This is a genomic window from Spirillospora sp. CA-108201 (assembly GCF_050936235.1).
In the GTDB taxonomy this organism is placed as follows: Bacteria; Actinomycetota; Actinomycetes; order Streptosporangiales; family Streptosporangiaceae; genus Spirillospora.
In genome coordinates this window covers 6,515,953-6,528,777 of record NZ_JBNJNE010000001.1, presented here as the reverse complement: position 1 = coordinate 6,528,777, position 12,825 = coordinate 6,515,953, and the positions used below count along the sequence as shown (strand labels likewise).

At 74.7% G+C, this 12,825-nt stretch carries 9 protein-coding genes; 4 read left to right on the top strand and 5 right to left on the bottom strand.

Translation table 11 applies throughout. The annotated features are described in order from the left end of the window. Window positions 1–65 precede the first annotated feature (65 nt). Entirely contained in the window at window positions 66–1,577 is a 1,512-nt protein-coding gene (locus ACQEU6_RS31530; RefSeq protein ID WP_499336669.1) for a N,N-dimethylformamidase beta subunit family domain-containing protein, read from the top strand. A gap of 59 nt (window positions 1,578–1,636) precedes the next feature. Here ACQEU6_RS31530 and ACQEU6_RS31525 read toward each other — a convergent pair whose 3' ends face one another. The 3 genes from ACQEU6_RS31525 to ACQEU6_RS31515 all read right to left on the bottom strand — a co-directional run bounded on the left by ACQEU6_RS31525 (window position 1,637) and on the right by ACQEU6_RS31515 (window position 4,419). Then, entirely contained in the window at window positions 1,637–2,401 is a 765-nt protein-coding gene (locus tag ACQEU6_RS31525; RefSeq protein WP_499336668.1) for an SDR family NAD(P)-dependent oxidoreductase, read from the bottom strand. 96 nt (window positions 2,402–2,497) lie between these two features. Continuing rightward, window positions 2,498–3,100: a TetR/AcrR family transcriptional regulator gene (locus tag ACQEU6_RS31520; protein WP_499336667.1), complete on the bottom strand. Its 603-nt coding sequence runs from the start codon at window positions 3,098–3,100 to the stop codon at window positions 2,498–2,500. A gap of 134 nt (window positions 3,101–3,234) precedes the next feature. Continuing rightward, window positions 3,235–4,419, bottom strand: a complete 1,185-nt coding sequence (locus ACQEU6_RS31515; protein WP_499336666.1) for a cryptochrome/photolyase family protein — start codon at window positions 4,417–4,419, stop codon at window positions 3,235–3,237. Window positions 4,420–4,646: 227 nt separating this feature from the next. Here ACQEU6_RS31515 and ACQEU6_RS31510 point away from each other — a divergent pair, with 227 nt between their 5' ends. Beyond that, a complete protein-coding gene (locus tag ACQEU6_RS31510) occupies window positions 4,647–5,702 on the top strand; it encodes a baeRF2 domain-containing protein (RefSeq protein ID WP_499336665.1) in 1,056 nt (351 codons plus the stop codon). A 161-nt stretch (window positions 5,703–5,863) separates the two neighbouring features. Beyond that, window positions 5,864–6,364 carry a DUF2267 domain-containing protein gene (locus tag ACQEU6_RS31505; RefSeq protein WP_499336664.1) on the top strand — a complete coding sequence of 167 codons (501 nt, stop codon included), beginning with the start codon at window positions 5,864–5,866 and terminating at the stop codon, window positions 6,362–6,364. 16 nt (window positions 6,365–6,380) lie between these two features. Here the strand turns inward: ACQEU6_RS31505 and ACQEU6_RS31500 are convergent, their stop codons facing one another. Beyond that, complete coding sequence (locus tag ACQEU6_RS31500) at window positions 6,381–8,195, bottom strand: phosphoribosyltransferase family protein (protein WP_499336663.1); 1,815 nt, start codon at window positions 8,193–8,195, stop codon at window positions 6,381–6,383. A 2-nt stretch (window positions 8,196–8,197) separates the two neighbouring features. Continuing rightward, window positions 8,198–9,076, bottom strand: a complete 879-nt coding sequence (locus tag ACQEU6_RS31495; RefSeq protein ID WP_499336662.1) for a universal stress protein — start codon at window positions 9,074–9,076, stop codon at window positions 8,198–8,200. An 84-nt stretch (window positions 9,077–9,160) separates the two neighbouring features. Between ACQEU6_RS31495 and ACQEU6_RS31490 the strand changes: the two genes are divergently transcribed. Further along, on the top strand, window positions 9,161–12,769 hold the full coding sequence (locus tag ACQEU6_RS31490) for a hydantoinase B/oxoprolinase family protein (RefSeq protein WP_499336661.1): 3,609 nt from the start codon (window positions 9,161–9,163) through the stop codon (window positions 12,767–12,769). The last annotated feature ends 56 nt before the right edge of the window (window positions 12,770–12,825 follow it).

Below are 12,825 nucleotides of genomic sequence, written 5' to 3'. Positions count from 1 at the left end.
CCGCAGGAAGTTCGGGGGAGGGTGGGCCCACCGTGGCAGATGCAGAAGAGGGACGTCCCTTAGGCGTGTTTCCGCGCGTGTTCCGGATCTCGGTCGCGCTGGCGTTGGTCTCGGCGCTCGGCCTGGCCGGCGCCTGCTCGACGTCGCGGCGCTCGTCCGCCGAACGGCCGGGCAAGGCGGGTGCGGCGACGGCGGAGGCGTCCGAGAACGCCAAACCCGGCACCGCGGACTGGCAGGTCCGCCGCAAGGGCGCCGAGCACGAGATCGAGGGGTACGCCGATCATGTGAGCGTGCTGCCGGGCCGGTCGTTCCGGCTGTTCGTCTCCACCACGACGTCCGGGTTCAGCGCCGAGGCGTTCCGGATGGGCTGGTACGGGGGCGCGAACGCGCGGCGCGTGTGGCGGTCCGGGCAGGTCGCCGGCGTCCGCCAGGCGGCGGCCCGGATCGACCGCAAGACGCGCACCGTGTCGGCGCCGTGGCGGCCGTCGATGACCGTCGCCACGTCGGGCTGGCCCGCGGGCAGCTACCTGATCAGGCTGACCGCCGTTTCGGGCGCGCAGCGGTACGTGCCGGTGACCGTCCGCTCGCCGGACGCCGCCGGGCGGGTCGTGGTGCTGAACGCGACCACCACCTGGCAGGCGTACAACATGTGGGGCGGCCACGACCTGTACGAAGGGCCGTCCGGTTACTCCGACCGGTCCTACGCGGTGAGCTTCGACCGCCCCTACGACAAGACAGGCGCGGGCAAGTTCCTGACCTACGAGCAGCCCGCGATCGCCCTGGCCGAGAAGGCGGGCGTCCCGCTGGCCTACGCGACCGACAACGACCTGCACAGCGACCCCGCCATCCTGAGCAAGGCGCGCGGCCTGCTCACCCTGGGGCACGACGAGTACTGGTCGTCGACCATGCGCCGGCGGGCGACGCAGGCACGCGACCAGGGCGTCAACATCGCCTTCCTCGGCGCCAACGCGGTGAACCGGCACATCCGGTTCGAGGCGACGCCGCTGGGCGCCGACCGGCTGGTGGTCTGCTACAAGGACTCCGACGCCGACCCCGTCGCCCGAACGAATCCCGCCGAATCCACACAGGACTGGCGGCTGCCGCCGGTGCCGCGACCGGAGAGCGACATCATCGGCATCCAGTACCTGTGCTTTCCGGCGGAAGGCGCGTTCACGGTGTACCGGCCCGATTTCTGGATGTTCCGCGGCACCGGCGTGCGCGCGGGCACCCGGTTCCCCGGCATGATCGGCCCCGAGGCCGACGCGATCGCGGCCGGCGGTCCGACACCGCCGACACTGGAGATCGTCGGACGCTCCCCGATCAGCTGCGGGAACGGCACGACGGTCGCGCACGCGTCCTACTACACCACCCCCAGCGGCGCCGGGGTGTTCGCCACCGGCACCATGCGCTGGGTGTGCACGATGCGGGGACGCGCCTGCGGCCACGGCGTCGACGAGGCGGGCCGCGCGTTCGTCACCCGGGTCACCGACACGCTCGTGCGGGCGATGGCCGCCGGACCGCTCGGCCGCAGCCACCCGTCCCGCCCCAACTCCAAGGAACTCGCCAGCGCCCCCTGACCACACGACCCGACCGGGAGGCGCACGATCCGGGCGGGGCCGCACCGGGTTCGGGGGTGTCAGGCGGCGATGACGGCCGTCGTGGTGCGGCCGCCGTCGACGTCCAGGGTGATGCCGTGGACGAAGGCGGACTCCTCGGCGGCCAGGTAGACGGCGGCGTGCGCGATGGCCTGCGGCTCGCCCATGCCCCCGGCCGGAGTGCCGGTCATCATGGCCTCGCCCGGGTGCGGCTCTCCCGGCGCGGGTTCGAGGATCACGCCCGGAGAGATCGCGTTCACGCGGACGCCGTGCGGGCCGAACTCCGCGGCCCACGCCCGCGTGAGGGTCTCCATCGCGCCCTTGGTGGAGCTGTAGAGCGCTCCCCTGGGGACGCCCAGCCGCGCGATCCACGACCCCAGGTTGATGATCGCGCCGCCGCCGGCCTCGACCATGGCGGGGGCGACCGCCGCGGTCAGGAAGAACGGCGCCTTCACGTTGACCGCGTAGACCTGGTCGAACGTCTTCTCGTCGGTGGCCGCCGTGCCGTCACCGGGGTAGATCCCGGCGTTGTTGACCAGGACGTCGATGCCGCCGCCGAGCGCCGACGCCGCCTCCCGCGCCAGGGCCCGCGACGCCTCGGCGCCGCCGTCCAGGTCGGCCCGCACGAAGTCGGCGCGGCCGCCCTGCGCGCGGATGCCGTCCACGACCTCCCGGCCCCGCCCGGCGCTGCGGCCGGACACGATCACATGCGCGCCCTCGGCGGCGAACGCCTCCGCGATCGCCCGCCCGATGTTGCTGGTCGATCCGGTCACCAGCGCCCGCTTGCCCTGCAGACGTCCGCTCATCACGCGCTCCCCCTCGGTTCGTGCCGTGCCGCTCGGCCGGTCGGCCCGCGCGGCACCCGCCACTCTGCAAGGAGAAAAATGGACCTGCAAGTCCAATCAGGCGGGGGCGAGGCGGCGCAGGTCGTCGATCGCCTGGTCGAGCGCGGCCCGCAGGTGGGAGGACCGGCCGGTCGACTGGAGGATCGCCACGCCGCCCTGGATGCCCGCCAGCAGCGCGGCCGCCCGGTGGTCGGCGTCGACGTCGGCGGGCAGGCTCCCGGATTCCTGGAGGGAGCGGATGCCGGCGGCCAGGCTGGCCTGCCACTGGTCCATCAGCTCGACCACGATGGCGCGCGCCCCGGGGGTGGCGCGGCCGACCTGGAGGAACAGGGAGCCGAGCGGGCACCGGTCGCCCTGCGCCTCGTAGCGCTCGACCACCACGTCGCGCCAGCGCCGCCACGCGTCCCACGAGTCCAGGCGTCCCAGGTGGGGCTGCTGGTCCTCCAGGACCTGATCGGCTTCGTACTGCGCGACCGCGAGCAGCAGCTCGTCCTTGCCCGCGGGGAAGTAGTGGAACAGCTGGCTCTTGCTGGCCCGGGTGCGCGCCATGACGTCCTCCAGGGTCGCGAAGGCCACTCCCCTGTCGCGCACCACCTCGGCCGCGCCCTCGACGATCCGCCCCCGGGTCGCCGCCCCCTTCGCCGTCAACTTCTTCCGCACGCACGCCTCCTCGATTGGACCATTCGGTCCAACCTAGCGCGCACGTGCAGACCGTCCGGTACCGGATGCGCGTCCTCGAACACCTCCTCGGCGACGAGCTCGCCGACCCCGGCGGGGCGGCGGGAGGCGATCGGTCAGGGGGCGGCGTGCGGGTCGCGCCGGCGGACGTCGGCGAGGACCTCGTCCAGGTCGCCGAGGCGCTCCAGCTGCTTGACGGCGCGGGCGGTGCGGTGGTTGTGCGAGAGCCGTTCGCGGTGGCGGTGGACGAACTCCCAGTACCCGGCGGTGTACGGGCAGGCCCGCTCCCCCGTGCGTTCGGCGGGCCGGTAGGCGCACGGGCCGCACAGGTCGCTCATGGTGTCGATGTAGGCGCCGCCCGACGCGTAGGGCTTGGTGGTGATGCGGCCGCCGTCGGCGTACTGCGACATGCCGATCACGTTGGTCAGCATCACCCAGTCGTAGCCGTCCACGAAGCAGCGGTGGAACCAGTCGGTCACCGCCGGGGGTCCCAGCCGCGCTGGAGGGCGTGGTTGCCCAGGATCGTCCTCGCGCCACCCGGCGACCTGCCGGACGTAGCCCTCGACGGAGTTGAGCGGTGCGTCGCCCGCGCGGTAGGCGGCCTCGGCGGCCTCGGCGCGGCAGGCCGGGAACCGCCGGGGGCCGTCGCGGCCGACGAACGAGACGTCCCCGCTCCGCTCCCACCGGTCCAGATCGTCCCTGACCCGCTCGTCGATCTCGTCTTCGCGCGGCCGGTAGGGAGCGGGCACCGGCAGGGTCGCCTCGTCCTCGGGCGGGGACTCGCGGTTGTCCCCGTCCAGGTTCCATCGCCCGCCGGCGGGCTGGTCGCCGTCCATCAGCAGGTCGTGGTCCTGGCGCACCTGGCGGTAGAAGCTCTCCATCCGCAGTCGCCCGCCGCCGGCGGACTCCGCCCACCGGCCGAACGCGTCCGGCCGGACGAGGAAGCCGCGCGGCTCCAGCACCTCCACCTGCCGGAGCCCCTGCACGAAGCGAAGGGCCGCATGGGACGTGGGGTGGTGGACCGTCACGGGCGCGTCGCCCACGGCCCGCTCCAGGCCGTCGCGGTACGTCTCCGCCTTGACGTAGCGGACGCGGTCGCCGAGCTCGGCCGCGCGGCGCCGCATCGCGGACAGGACCAGGTGCGCCTTGGCGCGATGGAAGCGGCGCCGCCGCAGGACCGCACGCGACTCGATCATGACGATCTCGGCGTCCGGCCGCAGGAAGTGCGGGCCCAACTGGTCCCCGAACAGCCAGTGGAAGCCGGTCTCCGAGTGGTCGCGGGCCTTACGGTCGTGAGCCACGCGGCTCCTCCCCCTGGACGCCTGGACTCCCGCTCAGTGTGGCGCACGGCCCGGCGCGGGCGAAGGCGGCGCGCGAAGGGGTCCGTTCGGGGTGGACTCACGAACGTCCGGCGACCTGTGGACCTTCGCCCCTAATCGGACGGTGGCTCGCTGTACAGGCTGTTGGCATGAGGCCGGACGAGACAATCGCTACCGAGACCCTGCGTCGGCTCTGTTCGGGAGGGCCGGTGACATCGGTCTACTTCAACCTGACCGCGCCTCCCGGGGAGGAGGACGCCGCGCTCCGCTGGGAGCGGCTGGGCAGGCGGCTCCGCGCGCGAGGAGCCGACGGCGCCGTCGTCGACGCGCTGGACCGGCTGGTCGCGAGGGCGGAACCGGGCTCCGGAGCGCTGGCCGCCTTCGCCTTCGACGGCGATCCGGCGCCCACGGTCGTCGAGATGCCGGACGCGCGGCAGCCCGACCTCGCCGTCCACGGTCCCGCGCCGCGCCTCCTGCCGCTGCTGGCGTGGCTCCAGGAGCGTCCCCCGTACGTGCTCACCCTCGTCGACCGCAAGGGCGCCGAGATCGAGACGTCCCGCGGCGGGACGGGGACCGCGACCACGAGGACGATCGACGGTCCCGACGACGAGATCGTGCGCAGCGCGCCGGGCGGCTGGTCCCAGTCGCGCCACCAGCACCGCGCCGAGGACTCCTGGGAGCACAACGCGACCCGGGTGGCGCACGCCCTCGCCGACGACCTCGCCGAGACCGGGGCGCACGTCCTGCTGCTCGGCGGCGACGTGCGCGCCATGCAGTACCTCACCAAGCACCTGCCCGAAGGCGTCCGCCACGAGGTGACCGTCGGCCACGTCTCCGGAGGACGGGGCCGGGACGGCGCGCGGCGGCGCCGCCAGAGGCAGGTCCGGGAGAAGGTGAGCCGGTGGGCGGACGAGGAGACCCGCGCGCTGTTGAAGCGGCTGGACGAGGGGCGGGGCCCGTCCGGCCTGGCGGTGGAGGGCGCGGCCGCCACCCTGCGGGCGCTCGCTCGCGGCCGGGTCGGCACGCTGCTGGTGGCCGACGACCCCGCCGACCGGCGGACGGCCTGGTTCGGCCCCGCGCCGACGCAGGTGTCCGACCGGCGCGCGACCCTCGCCGAGACGGGCGCGGACCCCGTGGAGCACGGGCGGCTGGTGGACGTCGCCGTCCGCGCGGCCGTGCTCACCGGGGCGGAGGTGCGCGTCCTGGACCCCGGGACGCCGGACCTCCCCGCCCAGGGCATCGGGGCCCTGTGCCGCTACGCCTGAAGGAGCCGGTCGGCCTCCCGCGGGCCCGCCGCTGACCTCACAGACGCCCGGACCTGCGAAAACGCTCCCGACCTGGGGACCTTCGTCCCTGCCGCCCCGCGTCCGGGCGGCGGCACGCTGGAATGGTCCGTGTTCGCCGAGACCGCTCTGGAGCCGTTGCGATGACGTTCACAGGGATACAGGGGCTGGATCGGAGCATCGACACCACCAACCGGTGGATCACCGATGTGGCCGCAGCCTTCGGCACCGAGGACCGCAGGTTCGCCTACCGGGCGCTCCGGGCCTGGATGCACACGCTGCGCGACCGGCTGACGGCCGAGTCCGCCGCGCACCTTGCCGCCCAGCTGCCGGAACTGCTGCGCGGGGTGTACTACGACGGGTGGAGCCCCGGCCACGTGCCCCGCAAGTACGACCTGCACGAGCTCACCGTCCACTTCGCCGAGCAGGCGCGCATCGGACGCGACGACGTGCCCAAGACGGCCGCGATCGTCACCGGGGTCGTGTCCTCCAAGATGGCGGGCGGCGTGGACCAGGCGCTGTGGAAGCTGCCCGAGGAACTCCGAAGACTGTTCCAGCCGGCCGGCGAGCAGGAGAAACGCGCCGCGCCCCGTCCCACGGCCCGTACCGCGGCCAGCCCCGCGGCCCCCAGGGCCGTGATGTGAGGCCCGCACCGCCATCTCAGCCCATGTGGGTGAGGAACCAGGCTCTGGCGCGCTCGGTCACGGCTTGGAGCGCGCCCGGCTCCTCGAACAGGTGGGTGGCGCCCGGGACGACGGTCAGCTCGTTCTGGCAGCGCATCCGCTGCTGCGCCCGCTGGTTGAGGGCGAGCACCTGCGGGTCGTCGCCGCCCACGATCAGCAGTGTGGGAGCCCGGACGTCGCTCAGGCGGCGTTCGGCCAGGTCCGGTCGTCCTCCGCGGGAGACGACGGCGGCGATGTCCGCTCCGGGCTCGGCGGCGGCCCGCAACGCCGCCGCCGCGCCGGTGCTCGCTCCGAAGTAGCCGATGCGGGCGCCGGCGAGCTCCGGCCGGGCACGGAGCCAGGCGGTGGCGGCGACGAGCCGGTCGGCGAGCATGCCGATGTCGAACACGTTGCCGCGGTCGAGTTCCTCCCCGCTGGTCAGCAGGTCGAACAGCAGCGTCCCGAGGCCCGCCTGGTTGAGCCCGGCGGCCACCAGCCGGTTCCGCGGGCTGTGCCTGCTGCTCCCGCTCCCGTGCGCGAAGGCCACCACCCCGCCGGCCCGCGCGGGCACGGTGAGATGCCCGGTGAGCTCCACGAACCCGCCGTCGATCCACACCTCCTCGTCGACCACCGGCGTGCCGCCCGCACCCGCAACGGGATTGGACGCCCCGGAGGAGTGGGCGCCCCCAGACGGGCCGGATGCGGGGTTGACGGCCGGCCCGGGGTTGGTGGCTCCGCCGGGATGAGCGGACCCGCCGGCGCTGCTCGACCCGCCCGGCTTGGCGATCCCGCCGGGATTCGCGGCCCCGCCAGGGTTCGCCGCCCCGCCAGGGTTCGCCGCCCCGCCAGGGTTGGTGGCTCCGCCGGGGTGGGCGCCTCCGCCTTGGTTCGCCGGTCCGCCTGGATTGGCCGGTCCGCCCGGAGTGGCTGGTCCGCCAGGGTTGCCTGGTCTGCCTGGGGTGGTCTTTCCGGTGAGGTCGGCGATCCAGCCGGGGTCGGTGGTTCCGCCGGGGTGGGCGGTGCCGCCCGGGTTGGTCGTCCCGTCAGGGTCGGTTCCGCCTGGCGTGGTGGTCTCGTCGGAGTGGGCGGCGTCCGGGGGGTTCGCGGTTTCGGCGGGTTCGGGGGTTCCGGTGGGGTCGTGATCGTGACGGGCGGTGGGGGGCGGGGCGGCGGCGCGGTCCAGGAGTTCGACCACCTCGCCGTCGGACGTCTGGCCGAACTCGCGGTACCACTGGCCGACGGCGTGGAAGAGGTCGGGTTCCAGCAGCGACACCACGTCGTCGGCGACGCGGCGCAGGTCGGCGAGGGTGCCGGGGGAGCCCACGGGGACCGCCAGGATCACGCGGCGGGCGCCCAGCGCGCGGGCGACCTGGCAGGCGGCGCGCGCGGTGGCGCCGGTGGCGACGCCGTCGTCGACGACGACGGCCGTGCGGCCGCTCAGCCCGGCCCGGGGGCGGCCGCGCCGGAAGCGTTCGACCCGGGCGTCCAGTGCGGACTGCTCGCGGTGCTGCGCGGCGGTCAGGTCGGCCTCGCCGACGCCCGTGTGCCGGATGATCTCGTCGTTGACGACCAGCACGCCGCCCTCGCCGATGGCGCCCATGGCCAGCTCGGGCTGGAAGGGGACGCCCAGCTTGCGGACCACGATCACGTCCAGCGGCGCGCCCAGCCCCCGGGCGACCTCGAAGGCGACGGGCACCCCGCCGCGCGGCAGTCCCAGCACGACGGCGTCCCGGCCGCGCAGGTCGTCCGAACGCTCGTCCAGCCGCTCGGCCAGGCGCCGTCCGGCGTCGGCGCGGTCGTCGAAGTCCAGCATCGTCACCTCCCGGTTTCGGGTGCGGGCACCACCGCCACCGGGCAGCGGGCCTCGTGGAGTGCGGCCTGGGGCACCGGCCCGAGGAGCGTCTGCGGCGGCGAGCCGATCCCCCGGACGCCGACGACCAGCAGGGCCGCCCCGTGGGAGGCGCCGACGAGGGCCCGCCGCGGCGCGTCCGGGACGAACCTCGTCTCGATCAGCACCTCGGGCCGCTCGGCCCGCCGTGGGGCGACGGCCTGCTCGAAGCGCGCGATCGCCTCGTGCCTGATGGCCTGCGGGTCGACGAAGGGGACCCGGTCGGGTCCGGGGAGCGCGGCGGGATCCCACCAGCTGCACACCGCCGTCACCGGGTCGTGGTGCACCGCGGCCTCCTCGACGGCGAAGCCGAGCGCCGCGTCGCCCGCAGGGGAGCCGTCCACGCCGACCACGATCGGCCCGCCGTCCAGCCGTGCGGGAGAACGCACGACGACGACCGGGCAGGAGGCCTGGGCCGAAACCTGGACCGCGGTGGAGCCCACCGGAAGCCCCTCGAAGCCGTGGCCGCGCGAGCCGAGCACGACCATCACGGCGCCGCGGGACGCCTTCAGGAACGCGGCCGCGGCCGACCCCCGCTCCAGGCACCAGCGGACCTCCAGGCCGTCGGCGAAGGCGCGGGCCTTGCGGACGCCCTCGTCGGCGGTGACCGCGCCCTCGCTCCGGAGGACCTCCAGGGTCTCCTTGTCCGGCGGACGCGCCGGGTAGGGCCAGTGCCACACGTGGCAGACGGTGAGGGCGTGGCCGCGGAGCCGGGCCTCGCCCGCCGCCCACCGGAGCGCCTGCTCGGCCGCCGGCGACCCGTCGTAGCCGACCAGGATGGAGCGCATCCCGTTCTGGTCCTCCATCGGCCGCCTCCCTCCTCTACCGCGGGGTGTTTCCACCCTCGACGAGCGGAAACGGCCAAGGGAGAAGCCGTTTCGGAGGTCGCCATGGCGCCGCGCTGGGAGTTCTGGATCGATCGCGGCGGCACGTTCACCGACGTGGTCGCGCGGCGGCCGGACGGCACGCTCGTCACCCGCAAGCTCCTCTCCGAGGACAGGGAGCGCTACCGGGACGCGGCCGTCGCCGGGATCAGGCGTCTCCTCGGGGTCGCGCCCGGCGAGCGCATCCCGGCGGAGCTGGTCGCGGGCGTGCGGCTCGGCACGACGGTGGCGACGAACGCCCTGCTCGAACGGGCGGGCGAGCCGACCGTCCTGGTCATCACCGAGGGATTCCGCGACGCGCTGCGGATCGCCTACCAGAACCGCCCGGAGATCTTCGCCCGGGAGATCGTGCCGCCCGAGCCGCTCTACGCGCGGGTGATCGAGGCGAGGGAGCGGGTCGACGCGCACGGGCGGGTCCTGGTCCCGCTGGACGAGGACGCCGTCGAACGCGACCTGCGGGCGGCGTACGAGGACGGGTTCCGTTCGGTGGCGATCGTGTCGATGCACGCCTACCGGCAGCCCGTCCACGAGATCGCCGTCGGGAGGATCGCGCGCCGGACCGGCTTCCCCCAGGTCTCGGAGTCGCATGCGACGAGCCCGCTGATGAGGCTGGTCTCGCGCGGCGACACCACCGTCGTCGACGCCTACCTCTCGCCCATCCTGCGCCGGTACGTGGACCAGGTGTCCGAGGAGCTGGACGGCGCGCCGATCATGTTCATGCGGTCCGGCGGCGGGCTCACCGAGGCGCACGGCTTCCGCGGCAAGGACTCGATCCTGTCCGGCCCGGCGGGCGGCATCGTCGGCATGGCGCGCACGTCGGCCGCGGCGGGCTTCCACCGGGTGATCGGCTTCGACATGGGCGGCACGTCCACCGACGTCTCGCACTACGCGGGCGAGTTCGAGCGCCAGTACGAGACGCAGGTCGCGGGGGTGCGGATGCGGGCGCCGATGCTGAGCATCCACACGGTCGCGGCCGGCGGCGGCTCGGTGCTGCGGTTCGACGGCGGCCGGTACCGGGTGGGGCCCGACTCCGCCGGCGCCGACCCCGGGCCCGCCTGCTACCGGCGCGGCGGGCCGCTCACCGTCACCGACGCCAACGTGATGCTCGGACGGATCAGGCCCGACCACTTCCCGCACGTCTTCGGCCCGGACGGCGACCGGGCCCTCGACGCCGCGGTCGTCCGGGACCGCTTCGCCGCGCTGGCCCGCGAGACCGGCGACGGCCGCCCGCCCGAGGAGGTCGCCGCCGGGTTCCTGCGCATCGCGGTGGCGAACATGGCCAACGCGATCAAGAAGATCTCCGTGCAGCGCGGCTACGACGTCACCGGATACGTCCTGGCCACGTTCGGCGGGGCGGGCGGGCAGCACGCCTGCGCGGTCGCCGACGCCCTCGGCATGCGGCAGGTGCTCGTCCATCCGCTGGCGGGGGTGCTGTCGGCGTACGGGATGGGGCTGGCCGACGTCACGGCCATGCGGGAGTGCGCGGTCGAGGCGCCGCTGGGCGAGGACCTGCTGCCCGACCTGGACGCGACCCTGGGAAGGCTGGAGGGCGACGCTCGCGAGGAGCTGCGGGACGAGGGGACGGACGCCCAGCAGGTCGTGCACCGCGCCCACCTGCGTTACGCCGGCACCGACACCGCCCTCCTGGTGCGGGCCGGCTCCGTGGAGGCGATGGTCGCCGAGTTCGAGGAGGCCTACCTGCGCCGCTTCTCGTTCCTCATGCGGGACAAGCAGATCGTCGTGGAGGCCGTGTCGGTCGAGGCCGTGAGCGCCGGCGACCGCGCCGCCGAGACTCCCGTCGCCGGGGCCGGCGAGGGCCCGGCCGAGGCGGAGCGCGTGCCGATGCACGTGGACGGCGCGTGGCGCGACGTCGACCTGTACCGGCGGGACCGCCTGCGGCCCGGCGACGCCGTCCCCGGCCCGGCGATCATCGTGGAGGACAACGCCACGACCGTCGTCGACCCGGGCTGGCGGGCGACGGTGAACGACCTCGGCCACCTGCTCCTCGCCCGGGTCGCGGCCCGGTCCGGCGGGCGCGCCGCCGGCACCGGGGCCGACCCCGTCATGCTGGAGATCTTCAACAACCTGTTCATGTCGATCGCCGAGCAGATGGGCGTCCGGCTGCGCGGCACCGCGCACTCGGTCAACATCAAGGAGCGGCTCGACTTCTCCTGCGCGATCTTCGACGCGGGCGGCGGGCTCATCGCCAACGCGCCCCACATCCCCGTCCATCTCGGCTCGATGGGGGCGTCCATCCGGGAGCTCATCGAGCGGCGCCGCGCCGCCGGGGGAATGCGGCCGGGCGAGGTCTACGTGCTCAACGACCCCTACCACGGGGGCACGCACCTGCCCGACGTCACCGTCGTCACCCCCGTCTTCCTCGGGGACGTCGAGCCCGGCGCGGCGGGGGACGAGGCCGCCGAGATCTCCTTCTTCGTCGCGTCCCGGGGGCACCACGCCGAGATCGGCGGGATCACGCCGGGGTCGATGCCGGCCTTCAGCACGCGGGTGGAGGAGGAGGGCGTCCTGATCGACAACTGGCTGCTGGTCGAGGGCGGCAGGCTGCGGGAGGACGAGACCGTCGAGCTGCTCACCTCGGCGCTCCACCCGTCCCGCAACCCGCTCGACAACGTCGCCGACCTGCGCGCGCAGGTCGCCGCCAACGAGAAGGGCGTCGGCGAGCTGCGCGACATGGTCCGCCACTTCGGCCTGGACGTCGTGCACGCCTACATGCGCCACGTCCAGGACAACGCCGAGGAGGCGGTCCGCCAGGTGATCACGGCCCTGCGGGACGGCTCCCGCGCCTACGAGCTGGACGGCGGCGCGGTGATCAAGGTCGCGGTCCGGGTCGACCGCCGCGCCCGGACGGCGGAGATCGACTTCACCGGCACCTCACCCCAGTCGGCCGGCAACGCCAACGCGCCGTCGTCGGTGGCGATGGCCGCGGTGCTGTACGTGTTCCGCACGCTGGTGGCCGAGGACATCCCGCTGAACGCCGGATGCCTCACCCCGCTGCGCGTCACGATCCCGCCGGGCTCGATGCTCGCGCCGAGCTACCCGGCGGCCGTGGCGGCGGGCAACGTCGAGACGTCCCAGGCCGTGACCGGCGCCCTGTACGCCGCGCTGGGGGTGATGGCCGAGGGCTCCGGCACGATGAACAACGTCACCTTCGGCAACGAGCGCCACCAGTACTACGAGACCGTGGCCAGCGGGTCCGGCGCGGGCGACGGCTTCGACGGCGCCGACGTCGTCCAGACCCACATGACCAACTCCCGGCTCACCGACCCCGAGGTGCTGGAGTGGCGCTACCCCGTCCTGCTGGAGGGCTTCGAGATCCGGCGCGGCAGCGGCGGGGCGGGGCGGTGGCGCGGCGGCGACGGCGGGCGGCGGCGCATCCGCTTCCTCGAACCGATGACGGTGACCACGCTGTGCAGCCACCGGCGCGTCCCGCCGTACGGGATGGCGGGCGGCGGGCCAGGCGCGCTCGGACGGCAGTGGGTGCGGCGCGCGGACGGCTCCGTGACGCCGATGGAGGGACGCGACTCGCTGCCCGTCGGCGCCGGGGACGTCTTCGTCATGGAGACGCCCGGCGGCGGAGGCTACGGCACCGCGTGATCTTCCGGCCGCCGCGCCGCGGATCGCCGGGACCCGCGTCGGCGACGCGGCCGTGC

Coding starts and splice junctions, on each gene's coding strand:
- ACQEU6_RS31500 (WP_499336663.1), bottom strand. CDS start 8,195: ATGCTGGACTTCGACGACCGCGCCGACGCCGGACGGCGCCTGGCCGAG.
- ACQEU6_RS31505 (WP_499336664.1), top strand. CDS start 5,864: ATGACGTTCACAGGGATACAGGGGCTGGATCGGAGCATCGACACCACC.
- ACQEU6_RS31525 (WP_499336668.1), bottom strand. CDS start 2,401: ATGAGCGGACGTCTGCAGGGCAAGCGGGCGCTGGTGACCGGATCGACC.
- ACQEU6_RS31495 (WP_499336662.1), bottom strand. CDS start 9,076: ATGGAGGACCAGAACGGGATGCGCTCCATCCTGGTCGGCTACGACGGG.
- ACQEU6_RS31490 (WP_499336661.1), top strand. CDS start 9,161: ATGGCGCCGCGCTGGGAGTTCTGGATCGATCGCGGCGGCACGTTCACC.